This window comes from Vibrio chagasii, from assembly GCF_002954585.1.
GTDB lineage: Bacteria > Pseudomonadota > Gammaproteobacteria > Enterobacterales > Vibrionaceae > Vibrio > Vibrio chagasii_A.
The window spans coordinates 1,250,243-1,268,175 of record NZ_MSCI01000001.1 but is presented as its reverse complement, the minus strand read 5'-3'; the positions used below and the strand labels follow the sequence as shown (position 1 = coordinate 1,268,175).

Below are 17,933 nucleotides of genomic sequence, written 5' to 3'. Positions count from 1 at the left end.
GTCCTCAGTAATAGAACCCGTTGTCACCCAGCAAGCGAGGCTTGTGGTTGTCGGTGTATGTGTCTTGGTCGTGTGTTCTTTTACGTTGAATTCTTGGCAATGCTAGAAGACGTTCTACATCGCTTAGTGGAATGAGACCGTCGGTTGGTAGCTGCATCGAATCTGAACGAGTTGGCTTCACTAGGTAAGCCGTGACAATGATGATCAACTCTGTTTCTCTGCGAGTGAATTCAGTTGAACGGAACAGACTTCCTAGTACAGGTACTTCACCGATAAGCGGCACTTTTTGCAGTTGTTCAATGTCTTCTGATTTCAATAAGCCGCCCAAGGCAAAGCTCTGTCCGCTGGCCAATTCGATGGTGGTAGCAGCGCTACGAGTAGTAAAAGAGGGAAAGTTAGTCCCATGTATCACTTGCTGGCTTTCGATGGAGACGTTACTGACCTCTGGGTTTACCTTTAAACTGATTCGATTTTGGCTGAGCACCGTTGGAGTGAAGTTTAGTTTTACACCGAAGTCTTTGTATTCGATTTGAGTGGTATCAGCAGTGATCAAAGGCAGTGGAACCTGACCACCCACCAGAAACTCAGCATCTTCGCCGGACATCGCCGTCAAGTTAGGCTCAGCCAGTACAGACATCATGCCGTTTGTCGCTAATGCATCAATCAGTGCGGTAATGCTTGGTTTACCCCAGCTGCTGACATTCGGCAGCTTTGAGAATGAAAACTGTCCAACACCACCTGCGATAGAGCCCCACTTGATCCCCAATTTGTTCGAAACATTTCTCGATACTTCAGCGATTTTCACTCGAATGTTGACCTGGTTTGGCATGGTGATAACCAATTGATTGATCAGCTCATCTTCATTGGATTGCATTGGCTGATCTTTAGTCGTCGTATTGCTACTACCTGCACCGTTTTGAGTGTTTGAACTTTCTTGTTGCTGGGTTTGGTCAACAATAGGAGACAAGTAACCTTTCGCCAAGGACACGATATTATGCGCCATCATAGGTGAAGGCACTTGCCCTTTGAGCCATAGTTTTCCACCCAGAGATTCCGCGTTTACGGAGGCTTCTGGGAACTTGTTTTTGACCAATTCATTGAACTCGCGGCTGTTGTGAGTCACGCGAATCTTATTGGTATAGATGACGCGCTCTTGCTCGTTCAAAACAGTGATAGTGGCACTGCCAGCTCGTTTACCAAATACCATTACCTTGGTGTTAGTTAAGGTCTGGTAATCGGCAATATGGGTGCTAGAGATGAAAATTGACTTCGCTTTTTCTGGTAAGCGAATCATTTTTGCCTCATTGATTGTCACATCAAGCGCAGATGCTGCTGATGCGAAAGAGAGGCACAGGCTTGATAGTAGGAGAATCCCCCACCAACGACAGGTACTAGCCATTGTTATCAGCTCCGGTTTTATTGTTGATCGTTTTGTTGTCGGCTCTAAATTCCACCAAACCGACGTCAGGCAGTACCTGAGTTGTGTCTGGCGAGATGGCTTTCAGCGTCGCTGAATTTGCGTGCTGAGTTTGACTTGGGTCTTCGTTTTGCCCGCGTAAGACAAGTGTTAACTTGCCTAATTGCTTAGCCAAAACAACTTGGTTTGCTTGCTCAGGGGTTACCTCTAAAGAGACACTGCTGTCGTCAGGGATACCATTTTCATAATGATTAGATTCGCGGGCCTTTTGATAAGACTCAGCCGTTTGTTTGTCATTAAATGCCAAGACTCTCACATCATGAGCGATCGTTGTGACATACAAACCCTGCGACGAATTGCCATAACGAAGAAGCTCACCATCTTGTGAACCGAGCAGGAGAATATCTACGTGGTCGCCCGGTTCAATAAATCCCGAATTTGATGTCACCTGATCAACAGGCACTGAGATAGCGCGATAACCAGGTTGTAGCTTTAATGAAAGCGAATAACCGCCTTCTGGCTCGGTAATATCCGCTTTAGACAATATCGAGTCTTTGACAAGCTTGGTACGTGCAAGCCCCGACATAGAGTGATCAGCAGAAATATCTTCCGGTGTCACATGGTCGATGTAGTTCTCCAACTCTTGTTGTGGAACTTCTCTCCATCGGAACGAGTTTGGTGTGTAGGCTTGACCTATCTCTATCGTGCGAGTTGGAACCAGCACTTTGACCGTTTGCTTAACGGCTTGTTTAGAAGAGGTGGTCGCAGACTCGCTATTGGTTTGGCTCAACAGCAAAACGGATATTCCGAGCACCGAGCAAAATAACGACAGCAACATGAGTCGCTTGGCAGTCATAACTATTCCTTTAATTTGCAATAAACGGGCTTACTCTGAGGCTTGTTGTGCGTCTTTTAGTTTGTCGACTACAGTACCGTAGGCGTCACTGATAGCTGTAGTTAGCTCACCGTTTTCACCGCCAACAAAATTGAGTAGTACGACTGCCATTGCTGCTGCGAGAATGGCGTATTCGATTGCGGCTGCACCGCGTTGCTTTTTCTTGTTCAACATTTCTTGTTTCCTAGATGAAAACAGCCTCAGCAGAGGCTGTTGTAGTAATTAATAAGAGATTTTGAGTGCCTATTGGGCAACGAGTCGGTATAGGTAACGGCCGTCGTAACTTTGAGTACCAACTTGGCTTTCATCCATGGTTGTCATGTTCAATCCGAGGACACGACCATAAGGAGCAGGATCGCTGGTGATATAGGAACTATGGTTGGAATAACCTCCACCAGTGACTTCGTTAAACTTAAAGACATTCGCATTGATAGGAAGTAATCCATACAGCTCTGCTTTCGATGGGTAGCGCCAGTTCGCTTTGCCACACACCTTTTGTGTATTTCGTGTTGAAATTAAAGGTGTTACCTCTACGTATTTCTTGAAACGACTGCTGTCTCCGTTGGTAAACAGTTGCCAAACGAGCTTGCTATCAGTGTCTTGCGCGCAAATGGCATTTTGGCGATCGGCGACAACGTTTCCTTGCATATCTAGATACTGGTATGCGTTTGCTTTCTCTCTAACCAGACGTCCTAAGATGACTGCATCTTTAGTACCGCCGACTGCCGAACGACGGACATCTTGGTAGCTGCGTTCAGAGCTGTAGTTTGTGATGTATTGTTTGGCGTCCTTTGCTTGATTCGACCAGTAGTAAAAGATCACGCCCCCATAAGAGCTATATTTGTCGTATTCCGGATCCAGCCCTCGGTGATGAGGGAACGCATCTGTATCGATTGTTATGGTCGAGTTTGAGCTAGATATTGCTTTAGTTTGTAGTGAAAGTAGCTGAGACAGCGCTGGTACTTTCCAATCATTGAAGCCACATAAGTTCGCATCATTAGTGCTTTCTAGCAGGCCGTTACTGCCTAAGACACTCGCGACACCAGATGCTGAAGCGTCATAAGCAAGATCGTCAGCACCTTTTGGTCGGCCGTCTTTGAGCAGTGTCCAAACTCGGCGTTTGCCTGTGATGTTAGTGTCCTCAACACAACGCCAGCCTTGTTGGTAGGTGGTGTCTTTTGGTAGGTAGTTACCTAACTCGTCCAATTTAGCGAAGCGGTTGCTTACCATTGCGTCTGTTTGAGAAACGCTAAAGCCATTGTCTTTTGCCAGTTTCAGTCCATCTTTTGCTAGCACTTTTGATTGTACTAAGTTGTGGATTGTGGCCGTAATGTTCATCTCACTGACAAACTTCTGGAACAACGTACTTAGGGTGGCAAACTCCGAGCCTAGCGTTTGTGTTGATGTATTCAGCTCGCTTACGAACGAATTAACCATGCCATATTGATACTCTAAGTCTGAGATAGCCTTGTATAGGTCTAAACTTGCTTGGTGAATATCCTTAGCCAGTGACGCAGAGCTTAGTGCGTTGGTTGAGCTGGACAGAGTTACGGACTTTTGCTGCATGAACGCCAATTTTTGAGCAAACTCAGAACCAGAGACTAATGCGCTCAGTGCAACGGTGTTTTGCTCTAATTTAGCGACTTGCTCTTTATACGCTTTTACTTTGTTAATAAATTCAAGGCTTTCAGCATCAGTTCGGCTTTGAGCAACAGATGCCTGAAACTCAAGAGCTTTTAGCTTTAGTTTTGTATTCTTAAGATCATCTGCCCATGGTTGGGTTAAAGCCTGCAGTTCTACTACTTTAGCTTGAGCTTCCGCTTCTAATGCAGCGTAACCTTTGCTCTTAGATTGGTTGGCGGTTAGCCAGGTTTCTAAATAAAGCTCTGTAGCGCTAATCTTCGTATCTTGTGTACTCAGAAAGGTGGTTATTTCAGTCGTCGCGCTATTTACACCAGTGAGTAACTTTGTACCTGATGGCAATTGCCATTTAGCGTATGCGTATTTTGAATAATATTGCTCAACAGATTCTTGGCCTTTGTTGATAGTGACAGCGACGCCATTTTTATCTGCTAATACATTCACTGACTGATTCGATACCAAGTAACCCTTTCTTAGATTTGAAGGGAGTGTTGCAGGATCTCTCTGCGACAAGGTGATCACTTCATTGGTGTCTGGAAGTGTCCAACCCGCGATACCACAATCATCTAGTTGTGCGATTTTATCGAATACAGTATTGATGTCTGAAGAGATTCGTTCTGCCCAAAATGTCGGTTCCCCTTGTCCTTTATCATCGTATTCAGCAATACAATTGAGTGAGTACGTATTCCATGAGCCACCGTAACCAAAGTCAGCAGCTTGAGAACGGGTTTTCATTGGTACGAATTTTAGGCCGATAAAGCGACTGCTTGCTGCTGTCGCCCAAAGCGTGTCACTGGTTGAGTTTGCGACGCCTTCTTTCGCACGTGCTTTTAGTCGGATACCGACACTAGCCTTGTCATATGCTTCAGGGCCAATGAACTGTGGGTTCGAAACAGCAGGGTGCCAAGTCAGGCCTTTGTCGTTGGTAAACTCATAGTATTCCGCGTCATCAAAGCGAACAGATTGGCCATCAACGTTAGCCGTTAGGTAATCCCACTCAAAACCATTGGTCTTAATTGGATTTGAGCCAGTGAAGGTGTTGGTAATCTCAGGCGAGGTTGGTGCTGGAATCTCAAACACTTTGGTGAAGGCTTGTGTGGTTAATGCTGCTACGCCATGAGGCATGCCATTCGCCGGATTTTGAGCGACGCGTAATTGAACCTCACCGATATTCTTGTCGACGTTACCGATCACAACCGGTTTTGCGGTGACTTTAGTCCAAGTAGAACCTGAGTCGAGCGTGATTTCGAAATGCTCTGGTTGTGTGAATTCGCCAAAGTATGTCCAATCTAGTGTGTTGTCCGTATCGTTCACTACTAGGCCTGTTGGAGCATTGGGTGCAGATGGACGAACGGTAAACGCAGTATCATTTGTCAGCTCTGATCCACTAGGGCGACCGGTGATTGGATCTCGTTTAACTCGCACTTGAATTGAGTTAACAGCGTAAGCTTGATCGTTTAACTGATAAGGTTTCTGAGTAACCGTTGCCCAACCAGTGTTGAGTACATTGATCTCGTAATCTGCAGCTTCTGAAAAGCCTGTTACGAATGTCCAATCAAATGTGTCTAACCCATCGTGAGTTATTGGAGATGTTGGTGCCGATGGCTTGTTAGGTGTCACCGAATATGGCTTATCTGAGCATAGCGTTTCACCAGGATCATGTTGAGGATCTGTTCCGGCTTTCACTCTTACACAGACTTGTCCCTTAGCAAACTTCTCATCTGGGACTGCTTGTGGGTTGCTAGTTACCGGGCTAAATGTAAGACCTCTGTCTAGTGAGTATTCGTAGAAGTCATTGCCTGCAAATTCTGTAACTTCTGTCCATGCAAATGTGTTTTCAGCATCATCAATAATCGGCAGGGTTGGCGCAACAGGCTGGTTTTCAGAGCGAGTGAAAGCCGTACCTATTACTAGTGGATTGCCTGCAGGGCGAGCATCTTGCACATTCGATTTTACACGGATAGAGATGCTGTTCGCCGGAAGTGAAACGTTGCCAACCACATAGGGAAGTTCAGTTACAGTATTCCAACCGTTACCTAGATTAATCTCGTAGAAAGATGGCGCATCATATCCAGAGACCCAAAGCCAGTTGATCTGATTAGTGCTGTCGTTTGCAAAGTCCAGTACAGGTTTTACTGGTTGCGCCGGGGTTACTGTCATCGGTTTGTCTGACATAGCACTTAAACCAGTCGGGTGACCTAGGGAGTCGTCCTTCGCGATACGTACTTTGAGATGCCCAACTGGAATATCTAAGTCTTGAATGCGTTGAGGTTTTTCAGTTGCTTGTACCCAGTTAGCACCGTTATCTAGAGAGTACTCGTAAAGAGATAATTCATTAAAAGAATCGACCAGCGCCCAATCAAATTCGTTGCTCGCGTTGTCAACGGTGACCCAAGCGGGTGCTGCTGGGACCGTCGTAAGCGTAAATGCTTTGCTTGAAAGAAGCGGTTTACCTGCTGGAGTATTACGTGCACTAGAGGCTGCGACTCGAACCTGAATAGCGCCTTTATCGAATGCCTGTTTTCCAACCACAATCGGCTTGCGAATGACAGTCGACCAGGTGCTACCGGAATCTACGGAATATTCGTAATCTGTGTTTTGATTGAATCCACGTACGAACTGCCAGTTGAAAGTATCTGAGGCATCATTGACTTTACCGTGCTTGGGCGCTGGTGGCTTAACCACGATTTCACTACCGTCGATATCTTCTTGCGAGACTTTGAGCTGCTCTCGGTACTCCTTGCCGAGTTGCTCCAGAGCACCCTCTGTCCCAGATGCACCGTGTGAAAGTCGATCCGTTTTGGCTTTGAACTCGACCAAATCAAGATCAGCAAGTTTGTACATTGCACCTTTACGGGCGTTAACTTGGTCGACACCTGCGTCTACCGAAGCCTTTTGAGCTTCTTGCAGTACGCGAGTCACACCACGCGCAAACATGTGCACTTCACGACTTTTCGCCGAATTTGATACAGAGTAATCACCTAATGCTAGGCTTTTGTCGATCCCTAGGTCGTTAGCAACAAGCTCAGTCGCATCATCGAAGCTGATACCGCTGGTCTTTGACACACTGGCAATCAGTGAGGTAACCGGGCTCACTACGTCCGAGTTGTTACTTGGTACTTCTAAGGTAAACCCAGACTTAATTGCTTGGTTAGGGGAGTCCATATCTACGGTGGTGCCTGCTAAGGCCTCAACCAGCACTTTGTATTGAGCCACATCATCGTCGACATTGAGTTGGAATTGTCCTTTGGCGTCCGTTGTCGCAATTTCTCCATCGGCAGAATCACACATCGCATTGTTATTTTTGTCTAAACAGACCTTGGCTTTGTGCAAATAACCATCTAACGCTATGCCTGAAATATTCGAGGATTTTGGCTGAGTTTGTGACTGGTTAAGCTTGGGATCTGACTCTGCACCACCACAAGCAACAAGCATTGTAGAGACGAGTGAAACACCCGCCAATTTGTATGGATTCCTTACCACTTGAACTCCAAAAGATTTATAAATTACCCGCAAGAAAGGCTGAGAATATTAATTTAAATGATAGTAGTTATCAATATCATTTGATCTTTTATTTCGTTAAGTGATTTAATAGCAAAATAAAATACTACCCACACAACAATAAACTAGGTGAATTGGTCGAAAAAATGCACAATAATTTTTTAATATGCAAACTATCACTAGCTATATCTGGTGTCTTAATGGTCGCAGGATGCGGAGGCGGTTCTGATGGCGAAAACCCAGTTGGATCTACTACTTCAGGCTATGCATTTCAAAGTTCATTAGTATGTGCTGATGCAGATCTGAATGGTGTATGCAGTGAGCAAGAAAAACTCATTTCAGACGTTTCAGGGTATGCAAAACAGAGGCAATATGATGGTGCAATTTTAACCGCTTCTCCCGGTATGGCGTTGGTGACGCCTTTCACGACTTTGATTCATAGCGAGATGATGTTTAATCCAACGGTTAGCAACGATGTAGAGCAGGCTAAAGCATCGCTTCAAAGTAAATTGGGTGATCATGTTGGTGTTAATTTTTCCTCACTAGATACAACGTACGGCCCTAAAGATCAGTCTAATGTGTTGCTAAAATCTCTGAAAAAGGCACAAACTGATGGAAAGCAAGCTGCATACACAAATATTGCCCATGCTCTCGACCTCATGATCGAGCATAAAACGTTAGACCTATCAGATGTCGATGTCGCTGGAACTGCTTCGAGGCACCTGCAAATAGAGGATGCTCTGGTTGTTCGCGGGTCACAATCGGTGCCAGAATTCTCTGGTGCAAAATCTATCGCTCTGAATCCAGCGAGCAGCCAGATTGTGTTTTTAACGGCGAATGATGTGGTTATGCAAATCGATAGCTCTTCACGTAATAAGCCTGTGACAATTGTTGGTGACCTTGCTTCCCAAGCGAGTTTTGATGCGGTTGGTATTCGCTCGTACGACGACGATTACGATGATCATGATGACGACGATGACGATGACGACGATGATGATGACCATCATGGAGGCGGAACAGGGGGGGTAGAGATACCGGTAGACTCTAATGAAATTGTCCAGTTAGTGCCTGCGCTAAACGGTGTTCAGGCCTATAAGCTTTACAAGCCGACCTCCCATGTTTCCCCGACAGCGAGTGATGTTTGTAATAGCAAAGGTTCGAACGGCATTTTCTTAGCGAATCTAAGTGACACCAATAACAATAATAATGGCGCAAAAGCGTACGCTATTGATAGCTATAGCGGCCAAAGTGGAGGAACACTACCGCCAATTCCAACGCCGAAACCTAAGCCTGCGGTGACTCCGAATTCGAGTGAATCTTGTATTAACGATAACTTCGCTAAAGTGGTTCCATTATTGCAGAGCGGTTCGTTATTGGCAGTTAAAAATACTGGCAGTTCGATTTACTCGCAGCAAGAGCTGAAATCGTTAAGCGCCGACAAGTTAACTATGAAAAGTTGGCGTCATACTCTTAAATCTTCTTCACCTCAAATCATGCCATCGTATGATCAGAGTGAAGCTTTGATTGTTTACAAAAATTATTTTTCGAGCGCCAATTTAGCGGCTGAGGTTATCAATACAACTAACTTATCCACTAAGATGACGATTGATAAGTTGAACCTGAAAACCGCCAATATTGTAGCGAACCAGCAAATTTTGTTGGGGCTAGACAGTAACAAGCTTGAATGGGTTTCAAACTCGATTCAGCAAACGGTACTTGGGGAGTTGGATGTCGATTCCACCATCAGTAAGATAGCCACATCGAAGGATGGCAAAATAAGTGCGGTTGCTACAGCGAACACTCTCTATATCGTTGATAACACAAATAGAGCCTTGGTAGTGAAAGAGGTGTTGAGCAGTTCGGCAATCAACTCTTTATATGTATTGGCTGATAAAGTAATTGCGCTGACTTCTTCAGGAGTAGATTACTATCAATTCCGAAATATTAGTGGCCCGGCTCTTAAAGTTGGCAGCCAACTGGTAACAAAAGAACTCCTAAAAAAATGGGAAGACAGTGGAAACTCAAGCTGGAACTCTACTAACTTGGGCTACATTCTTTCTCAAACAGGGACCGAAAGTAGCATTTCTGATAAATTCAAAAATGTTAATCTTTCATTCTCTCCTTCTAACGCAACAACCTCGAGTAGCATCACTGGAGTGAACGTTAGCGGCTTAGAACGAGGCGAGTGGTTAACCTTCTATAAAGCTCTATAAGGGATGCTGTTTATGAAAGGGGGAGGTCAGCTCCTTCTTTCATAGATGAATTACTTGTCGGTCTTTCTAAGTTGCTGATGCATAAAGCTTATTAGTGGAGTTGCGTTGGTCTCTGCTAGTATTAACTATGCATTTCTTCCATCAAAGTGTAACTACCACGCTGCAGAAAATTGCGGGGTTAAGCCCCTTTAAAGGATAATTATGCAGAGTATGTCGGATGAAAGTGAGTTGATTGATTTTGGGGGGATTTTTATAATATTGGCTTTAACGGGGGGAGCTGTTCTGTTGCGGTCCTATTTTGATGCAGCAGCTTTACGCGTTTATGTCAGTATATTTTTATTGATGCTAACTATCTTTATAATTGGAGTAGCCTATTTTAGAACGCGAGTTAAATTGTCCTTTGCTTTTGTAAGCTGGCGGTTTTTGTTATCTACGACATCTTTCGCCTATATGCTATCAATCATAATATATCAGTGGAGTACATATAGCGGTAGTGTGCTTGGTATCGTAATGTTATTGCTCTTGCCAATAGGCATGTGTTGTTGTGGGTTTCTCACCAGGGCACTAGAACCCAAATCAAACTTTAGAGTAGGGTTAATGAAGGGTCGGTTTAAGGATTCATCTTTTTCATTTAATTCTGCTATCTCGCAAGGTACTGTCTCAGACAATAATCCAGTCCTGTTGTTCTTTGGCTTTAAGACAACAAAAGGTGATACTTGCCAAAGCACTCTTCGCAAAGTGGGGGCTTTGTCAGCTGTGGGCACTTCTATTGCCATCTCCATACAGGATAACGGTGGTGAGATAATGGTTGATATGTTGATTTTGGTTATTTTGAGTATGTGTTTCGCTTACGTTTATTCATTTAGCTATCTCGCAGATTTTGTTTTCTGTATTAGGGCTAGATTTTCTCTATATCAAATAAATATGGTAAATAACCGAAAACAATTAACGAAAGAGCTAAAGTCATTAGGTGTACCTACTGAATCATATACACTTTCAGGTGAGCTAGCCAATGATAAGTATTGTTTACAAGAGAGAGAGGGCCGGTGGTATATTTATTATGCAGAGCGAGGAAGACGTCTTAGTGAACAGGAATTTATTGAAGAATCAGCCGCGTGCCAATGTTTATTGGAAAAACTGAAACGGTTAATTTAGGCTAGCTAGTCTTTAATGAGTGGCTAATTACCCTTACCCTTACCCTTACCCTTAGCCGCTTGCCTAACGTATCTCGGTATCCAGCATCTCACTCACAAACTTCTGCTTGGTAAGAGATAGTTTTTCTACCCAATGTTTCAGGTGAAGTAAATCAGGTGCAAGATGGTATGAGATGGATAGATAGTTGAACAGATAATGGTTAGTAAATTTGTTTTAGGTGTGAGGGATATTATTCGTGTATTTTTTGGGTGTCAGCATGTGCACAACTATAATTATTCTGGAAATAAAACTAATGGCGTAGTTTGGCCGTTCATAATGACCACTTCATTGATCAGTATTTTTTTTCATGGGATTTATTTGTTAATACATATAAGTTTGGGAATAATTGATGAGAATAGCATTTGGGTTCCCTACACCTTGAGTTGTTTATTATCGGCCTACATGACCTATACAATTTGTATAAAGAATAAAGGTTTTAAGTATGGAGAAGCTTATTTTTTTCTGTTGAAAAAATACAAGGTGCAATGCTGCGCGGACTTTGAGTTTTCTTTTTACGGTTATGTGCTTTTCTACACGTCTTGGAGCCCTAGTGGTAGGTTTTATCGCAGCTTTGATGAGGTAGTATAATGAGATAATCATCTTGTTCTCTGCTTTCATAGATTGAGAGGGAATAAAGGTTTATTTTTAATGCTTAGGAGCCAAACAAAGCGGTTTGGCTCCTGTTATATCTAGTTGCCTGAGTTTTAAAATTTTCTGTAGTAGAGTACATCGTTATTATTCCAAAGACGAGAACGTTGATAAAGGTCATGCTGTTGTTTAGATCCAACTTCTTTATCAATCGAGATAAGGGATCATGATGCGATATCAAGCCCAGCATTTGCTGAGCTTTTCGTTATGGCCTATCTGGTATTATTAAACAATGTGCTTGTGTTTGAGCGGTTTAGTCCAGTCGAGTATGGGTACTGTTAGAGCCGACAATAAAAGAGTTAACAAGCACTATAAATCAGTCGCCTCCATCCCACTGGACGTCTTATCTCCATGCATTTTGCTTTCCAATAACCAATGGTGCTGGTCAATATATCTATGCTAACCGACTCCTTTGGCAATGCGTGGGTAACTCTATTGTAGATGGTGTTGATGAACACGATCAACCAACGATGATTGTAACGCCACTTTCTGCAGCGGATGACCCGAGTAACTGGAATCTCCAAGAGGAAGATTTAACATTCGAGACGCATATGAGCGGATGGGATGCGCATTTAGAACATCACTTTGGAGAGTTAGCACTGGGAGTCAGCGGACATGAGCGTTCGCCTGGACCTTGACGTGATGGTTATGTGCTTTGTAAAGATAGAGTAGCGGATCCAAAGTTCACAATTGGCAATGAGGGACATGTATTTGGTGGTGCCAGTCGCTTAACTGACATTAGCCAACGAGTAGGTACAACAGTCGTTAATTCCAAAAAATTATTTGAAGATGTCGATGAATATGGGCAGTGCTTAACTCAAGGACACAACATATTTCGACGAGTAATATGTTGAATTATAATACATTAGGTGATTTAAAACTGAGCTACCGCATTCCTCAATTTATGATCCGGATGACAGCGAAATGATTAGTATTTATGGGAATAATCAGACCTACTCAACTTCCTCTAAAGTTGTGAGTGAAAGCTCGTCTTTCTACATATACAGTAAATACTTAGGAATTGTTGGGGATGCTTATGAATTTGGTGTTGATGGCTACGATAACATCAATGTGTATGGAGTTAGTTCAAGAGCGTTTATTGCTAATGGTGTCGATTTTGTACAAATGGTTTCAAGTGGTGCAGCGTCAACAATTGTAGGAGTAGGGGTTAAGGTTGATTATGAAATAGATACCTTTTACGAACAGAGTTTACGAGATCCAATCATAAATGGCGTGACTTGGGTTTATGACTTAGGGAGAGAAGCCTATGCTGATTTTACTGACTAGCTTTACAGCTGGTTAGTAAATGCAAAATAGCCAGTAATAAACATCATACTTCCAGAGATTATTGCCGTTGGTATTAGGTACTTTAAGGTAACCAATAGCCAAAGCTTATCTCTGGGAATTTTATTGGCATTTTCACTATCTTTAACGTATCCATATAACAAAAGTAAGGAAATAGGTATGTAAAATGCGAAAAGTTGATTTCGAGCGCTTGGTTCGTGTACTTTTAAAATATGCCCAAGAATAATCCCGAGAATAAAAGACAAAATTAGTGCCACTATGGCAACAACAAATGTTAGAAATGAAAAAACAGCTAATATAGACATATTTAAATTATCTCCTTTAATGAGTGTTCTATTGTATTATCGTATCCAACATATTATTCATCAATCTTTGGTTAGTCGGGGAGGACTGCCCGATGATAGCCTTGCTTTTGAAGATAATGTAAGAGTATTTGCAGTAGGTTCGCAAGTAGTGGAATGAGTTTTAAAATTTTCTGGAGTAGAATACCTCGTAATTATTTCTCAAGACGAGAACGTTGATAAAGGTCCTGCTGTTATTTAGAACCAACTTCTTTATCAATCGAGATAAGAGATCATGATGCGATATCAAGCCCAGCATTTGCTGGGCTTTTCGTTATGGACTATCTACAAACTATATGTTCTTGATTGAGCTGTTTAGTCAAGAGCTTTTAGCCCGTTTCAATTGGCTTTGACGCCAGTAATTGACTGAGGAGATAGCCGCTAAAAAGACAACGACAGCGGTCATCACATGTATGACTGACTCCGACGTCCCTTCATACGCATTACTGCCTAAATCAATCGCTGCAGAAACGATAAATAGACGAATAGCTGTCACCAGTGATGCTGCGATCCCTGTGAGATCTGGAAAAACTTGCATCGATTTCGCAAAGAACAATCCAATCGATAACCCTGCACCTATTGAAAACAAGCACATCGTCCCTGTTAGGATGAATGGTGAGTTAAGTTGTTCAGACGGCAATAAGAAAAAGATGAGCGTGGTGGTAAATATTAAGCCAAGCCCAGTACTTTTTAATTTATCAATGCCAAACCTGTCGATTAAGCGTGCGTTGTTCAAACTCACCAAGACGAATGTGCCCAGTGTTGCCATTTGGAAAAACGGGAACTGATCAGGGCTGACTTCTAATTGCTCTATATACAATAACGACATGTTGGAAACATAAATCATATAGGCGGCAAGAATTAAGCTCGTCACTAGCGTGTTGTACCAAAAAGCAGACGAAGACAATAAGGTTTTATAGTCGCTTGCTATTCGTTTAGGCGCGACCTTCTTCCGTTTATCTTTACTCAAAGATTCAGGCAAGAAGAAGAAACATTTGGTCGCAGAAAGCAGCACTAAAATGGCGATAAAGACAAAGTTTGCTTTATACCCTATATGGAGACTTATCCAGCCGCCAATAAGAGGTGCAAAAGCCATTAAGCTGACCACTAACGTGTTGAGATCGGCAATCAGTTTGGCGGCGGGTTCTTCATCAAACAGATCAAAGATCATTGCGGTACCAACGATCACACACGCCGAACTGCCAAAGCCTTGAAGTAGTCGAAATGCTAGTAATTGCTCGATACTCGAAGCATAAATACAGCCGATACTTGCAGCAAGAAAGACGCTAAAACCAAACATTAGTATCTTTCGGCGTCCAAAATGATCCGATAGTGGTCCATAGAGTAATGAACCAAGACAGATGCCGATAAAGTTATAGCTCAGAATGCGCTGCACCATAACCGCGTTAGTGTTGAAGTCGTTCAATATATCGGGAAATGTGGGTAGATAGATATCCGTCTCCATGGCAGCACCAAGGAATATGAATACCATTAAAAATCGAAACCACTTCCCCTCATGAGAGATGGGAAACATAGTTAATCCAATGAGTTATTATTATAAAAGTCAGAAGCGCAAACGCTGCAAGTGCAGGTAGGCTTAGAATGAAATTTTGATACTGGGATGCGCGTAGTAGAGAGGAGTGTTACGCAGGGTTGTCATTCCCGTCACTTGGTTGTGATCAAGTAGGGTGTAAATGTAACATAATGTTTCATCATTTCAAGGCTTCGATTGCTGTTTTCTCGCTCCCCTACGTAAACGATAAAAGTCGTGTCATTTTAACTTCTCCAGAAGTGTTAATGATTTGTGACTCAAGAGAAAAGCAGAGTATGATGTAACATTATCATTCAGGATTTGGCTGCTATGAGTGCATCGAAGGCGAGCTGGAAAACGCCGCAAAACTTTTTATTATTGATTTCGATTGTTGTACCTATCGCGTTTTCGAGCTGGATGGCTCTGTTGAACAACTTCGTGATAGAGAAAGCGAACTTTGACGGTGCCGATATCGGCTTGCTGCAAAGTGTTCGTGAAATTCCAGGCTTTTTAGCTTTTACTGTGGTGTTTGTGCTGGCTTTTATCCGCGAGCAGCGCTTCATGTTGGTATCGCTGGCAATGCTCACTATCGGTACAGCGATTACTGGCTTGTTCCCTTCACTTACTGGCCTTTTGTTTACCACTATTTTGATGTCGACAGGCTTTCATTATTTTGAAACCCTCAAGCAATCTTTGTCCCTACAATGGCTGAACAAAGAAGAAGCGCCTGAGATGCTAGGTAAAATGATCTCGGTTGGCGCGTTAGCTTCTTTGCTTACATACGGCTCTATCTGGGTGATGTTGGAGCAGTTAAAGCTCGATTTCGTTTGGGTATATGGCATTACTGGCGGCCTAGGTTTTGTTCTAGTACTGGTGATGACTTTTGGCTTCCCTGAATTTCAAACGAAGACCCAACAAAACAAAAAGTTGGTGCTGAGAAAGCGTTACTGGCTCTACTACGCGTTGACCTTCATGAGTGGTGCCAGAAGACAGATATTTACGGTATTCGCAGGCTTCTTGATGGTAGAGAAGTTCGGTTACTCGGCGGCAGACGTGACTCTACTGTTCTTAATTAATTATTTGTTTAACTTCTTGTTTGCTAAGCGTATCGGCAAGTTCATTGGTGTAGTGGGTGAGCGTAAAGCACTTATCTTCGAGTACGTGGGTTTGATTGGCGTGTTTGTCGGTTACGGCTTGGTGCAAAGTGCAGAGTGGGCGGCAGCACTGTACGTGGTCGATCATCTATTCTTTGCTCTCGCTCTAGCAATCAAAACCTACTTCCAGAAGATTGCCGATCCGGCTGATATGGCTTCCACAGCGGGTGTGTCTTTCACTATCAACCATATCGCAGCTGTTGTCATTCCCGTTGTATTCGGTGTGATTTGGCTCTCTTCGCCTGCGACGGTGTTCTACATTGGTGCAGCAATGGCGGCGGTTTCTTTGGCGCTGTCTTTGAATATTCCGAAGAAGCCTGAAGAGGGCAACGAAGTACGAATGTTTAGCTGGCGCTAATGACACGGTCACCTAACGCGAGGTAAATAAAAAGCTCCAATAGCGATATTGGAGCTTTTTTAGTTTCTGCTGTCTCGTCCTGAAATGTGTTTACACATTGAGGACGAATTATGACTACTTCAAATAATACCCACGTTAAGCGCACTCAGCGTGATTACACACTAGGCTTTAAATTACAGGTCGTCGCCGCTGTAGAAAGAGGCGATATGACCTATAAACAAGCCCAAACCATTTATGGTATCCAAGGCCGTTCAACCGTTTTAACCTGGCTTCGAAAGCACGGTAAGATGAATTGGGCGCAAAATCCAAGGATGAATGTCATGAGCCAATCACCTAAGCCTAAAGAATCGCCTGCACAGAAAATAAAACCTCTTGAGAAGGAGTTGGAAGACGAAAAAATCAAGAACCTCTTCTTAAATCGAGTGGTTGATATCCTTGATGCTGAGCACGGAACCAGTCTCAGAAAAAAGTATCTAGCCAAGTAGCAAGAAGCCTTCAAAAACAGGAAGGAATAAGTTTAGCTCGGGTATGTAGGCTTTGCGGCATAACAAGGCAGAGTGTTTATCAACGAGAAAATCGAGCTCATCATCGTCGGTTAGAGCTTAAACCGATTAAAAAATGGTGTTGGATATTAGGCGTTATATGCCTCGGGTTGGTACGAGGAAGCTCTATTTTTTAATTAAGCCTAGACTAAAAGAACAAGGTATCAAGTTAGGCCGAGATGCGCTTTTCAACTACTTACGCGCTGAGCGATTGTTGGTAAGACCTAAGCGTAGTTTTACAAAAACGACCAATAGTCGGTATTGGATGAAGAAACACCCGAACTTATTAAAAGACTACAAGCCGTCTAGTCCAGAGAGTGTGTTTGTGAGCGACATAACCTATGTTCAATCTGATGAAGGAGTTCACTACCTATCATTGGTTACGGATGCGTTTAGCCGAAAAATAATGGGCTATGAGCTGAGTAATGAAATGAAAGCGACGGATGTCGTGAAAGCGCTAGATATGGCTATCAAAGGGCGTCAATATCATCGTTCTTGCATCCATCATTCGGATCGTGGTCTGCAGTATTGCTCAGGTGTATATCAAGATAAATTGAAAATTAGCGGCATAATGCCTTCGATGACAGATGGTTATGACTGCTACCAAAATGCTTTAGCAGAAAGAATAAATGGGAGCCTGAAACAAGAGTTCTTACTTGATAGGTGTAAGAATCTTGAGGAGCTAAAACGACTAGTAAAAGAGTCTATCAATATCTATAACAATATGAGGCCAAAGCCAACAGCTGGCGCTGTTGGCTTAGTAAAAAACTGTCAACGTATTTTAGGACGAGACATGTTAATGTGTTCAGTCAGCGACTAACCGATTTTCGTCATCTCATTGAGAGTGAACGACGCCACACAACCTTCGGTTGCAGCCATGTACTCAGCGAGATGAGTATTCCCCATGTGCGCTTGCCACAGTTCGCGTGATGTCCAGTTTTCGTAGAAAGTGAAATGCGCAGGGTTTTCGTTATCTTGGTGTAGGTCGTAGTTGATGCAACCTTCTTCAGCGCGAGTGATATCAATCAGCTTTAGCAACTCTGCTTTAACCAGTTCAACTTTGTCTTCGTTAGCGACGATATTTGCGATGATAGTCAGTTGAGTCATGTTTGTTACCTATATTATTTGATTCACCAAAGCGGTGCTATTCACTGAGTTGCTCCCTATTGGATGAGCAATCATCAGTGCCGATG

Annotated in this window: 11 protein-coding genes and 1 pseudogene; 5 read left to right on the top strand and 7 right to left on the bottom strand. The window is 43.2% G+C overall.

The annotated features are described in order from the left end of the window. Positions 1–4: 4 nt before the first annotated feature. From BTO10_RS05935 to BTO10_RS05920, 4 genes are all read right to left on the bottom strand, one after another. Positions 5–1,399 (bottom strand): type II and III secretion system protein family protein, encoded by a 1,395-nt coding sequence (locus tag BTO10_RS05935; protein ID WP_105023914.1) that lies wholly within the window; start codon positions 1,397–1,399, stop codon positions 5–7. Next, positions 1,392–2,273 (bottom strand): Flp pilus assembly protein CpaB, encoded by an 882-nt coding sequence (gene cpaB, locus BTO10_RS05930; RefSeq protein WP_105023913.1) that lies wholly within the window; start codon positions 2,271–2,273, stop codon positions 1,392–1,394. The genes BTO10_RS05935 and cpaB overlap by 8 nt, the downstream gene beginning before the upstream one ends. A gap of 30 nt (positions 2,274–2,303) precedes the next feature. Beyond that, the gene (locus BTO10_RS05925) at positions 2,304–2,486 is read right to left on the bottom strand and encodes a Flp family type IVb pilin (protein ID WP_105023912.1); all 183 of its coding nucleotides are present in this window, start codon (positions 2,484–2,486) and stop codon (positions 2,304–2,306) included. Between the two features lie 69 nt (positions 2,487–2,555). After that, a complete protein-coding gene (locus tag BTO10_RS05920) occupies positions 2,556–7,388 on the bottom strand; it encodes a DUF1566 domain-containing protein (protein ID WP_105024250.1) in 4,833 nt (1,610 codons plus the stop codon). A 266-nt stretch (positions 7,389–7,654) separates the two neighbouring features. Between BTO10_RS05920 and BTO10_RS05915 the strand changes: the two genes are divergently transcribed. The 3 genes from BTO10_RS05915 (at position 7,655) to BTO10_RS05895 (ending at position 12,796) form a co-directional block, all read left to right on the top strand. After that, the gene (locus BTO10_RS05915) at positions 7,655–9,667 is read left to right on the top strand and encodes a hypothetical protein (RefSeq protein ID WP_105023911.1); all 2,013 of its coding nucleotides are present in this window, start codon (positions 7,655–7,657) and stop codon (positions 9,665–9,667) included. A gap of 201 nt (positions 9,668–9,868) precedes the next feature. Then, the gene (locus BTO10_RS05910) at positions 9,869–10,822 is read left to right on the top strand and encodes a hypothetical protein (RefSeq protein ID WP_105023910.1); all 954 of its coding nucleotides are present in this window, start codon (positions 9,869–9,871) and stop codon (positions 10,820–10,822) included. Between the two features lie 1,611 nt (positions 10,823–12,433). Further along, positions 12,434–12,796, top strand: coding sequence for a hypothetical protein (locus BTO10_RS05895; RefSeq protein ID WP_105023907.1), 363 nt, complete (start codon positions 12,434–12,436; stop codon positions 12,794–12,796). 2 nt (positions 12,797–12,798) lie between these two features. On the opposite strand, the gene BTO10_RS05890 is transcribed toward BTO10_RS05895, so the two are convergent. Beyond that, positions 12,799–13,119 carry a hypothetical protein gene (locus tag BTO10_RS05890; RefSeq protein WP_105023906.1) on the bottom strand — a complete coding sequence of 107 codons (321 nt, stop codon included), beginning with the start codon at positions 13,117–13,119 and terminating at the stop codon, positions 12,799–12,801. A 355-nt stretch (positions 13,120–13,474) separates the two neighbouring features. Further along, positions 13,475–14,689, bottom strand: coding sequence for a multidrug effflux MFS transporter (locus tag BTO10_RS05885; protein ID WP_105023905.1), 1,215 nt, complete (start codon positions 14,687–14,689; stop codon positions 13,475–13,477). A 327-nt stretch (positions 14,690–15,016) separates the two neighbouring features. On the opposite strand from BTO10_RS05885, the gene BTO10_RS05880 reads away from it, so the two are divergent. Both BTO10_RS05880 and BTO10_RS05875 read left to right on the top strand, forming a co-directional pair. After that, positions 15,017–16,198 (top strand): MFS transporter, encoded by a 1,182-nt coding sequence (locus BTO10_RS05880; RefSeq protein WP_105023904.1) that lies wholly within the window; start codon positions 15,017–15,019, stop codon positions 16,196–16,198. A gap of 110 nt (positions 16,199–16,308) precedes the next feature. Beyond that, a pseudogene (locus tag BTO10_RS05875) lies at positions 16,309–17,560 on the top strand (IS3 family transposase). On the opposite strand, the gene BTO10_RS05870 reads toward BTO10_RS05875, so the two are convergent. Further along, positions 17,557–17,847, bottom strand: a complete 291-nt coding sequence (locus BTO10_RS05870; RefSeq protein WP_102425863.1) for a putative quinol monooxygenase — start codon at positions 17,845–17,847, stop codon at positions 17,557–17,559. The pseudogene BTO10_RS05875 and the gene BTO10_RS05870 sit on opposite strands and share 4 nt — an antisense overlap. Positions 17,848–17,933: the final 86 nt, after the last annotated feature.

Excerpts from the sequence above, each read along its gene's own strand:
- BTO10_RS05935 (WP_105023914.1), bottom strand. The coding sequence starts at position 1,399 with ATGGCTAGTACCTGTCGTTGGTGGGGGATTCTCCTACTATCAAGCCTG.
- cpaB (WP_105023913.1), bottom strand. The coding sequence starts at position 2,273 with ATGACTGCCAAGCGACTCATGTTGCTGTCGTTATTTTGCTCGGTGCTC.
- BTO10_RS05925 (WP_105023912.1), bottom strand. The coding sequence starts at position 2,486 with ATGTTGAACAAGAAAAAGCAACGCGGTGCAGCCGCAATCGAATACGCC.
- BTO10_RS05920 (WP_105024250.1), bottom strand. The coding sequence starts at position 7,388 with ATGCTTGTTGCTTGTGGTGGTGCAGAGTCAGATCCCAAGCTTAACCAG.
- BTO10_RS05915 (WP_105023911.1), top strand. The coding sequence starts at position 7,655 with ATGGTCGCAGGATGCGGAGGCGGTTCTGATGGCGAAAACCCAGTTGGA.
- BTO10_RS05910 (WP_105023910.1), top strand. The coding sequence starts at position 9,869 with ATGCAGAGTATGTCGGATGAAAGTGAGTTGATTGATTTTGGGGGGATT.
- BTO10_RS05895 (WP_105023907.1), top strand. The coding sequence starts at position 12,434 with ATGATTAGTATTTATGGGAATAATCAGACCTACTCAACTTCCTCTAAA.
- BTO10_RS05890 (WP_105023906.1), bottom strand. The coding sequence starts at position 13,119 with ATGTCTATATTAGCTGTTTTTTCATTTCTAACATTTGTTGTTGCCATA.
- BTO10_RS05885 (WP_105023905.1), bottom strand. The coding sequence starts at position 14,689 with ATGTTTCCCATCTCTCATGAGGGGAAGTGGTTTCGATTTTTAATGGTA.
- BTO10_RS05880 (WP_105023904.1), top strand. The coding sequence starts at position 15,017 with ATGAGTGCATCGAAGGCGAGCTGGAAAACGCCGCAAAACTTTTTATTA.
- BTO10_RS05870 (WP_102425863.1), bottom strand. The coding sequence starts at position 17,847 with ATGACTCAACTGACTATCATCGCAAATATCGTCGCTAACGAAGACAAA.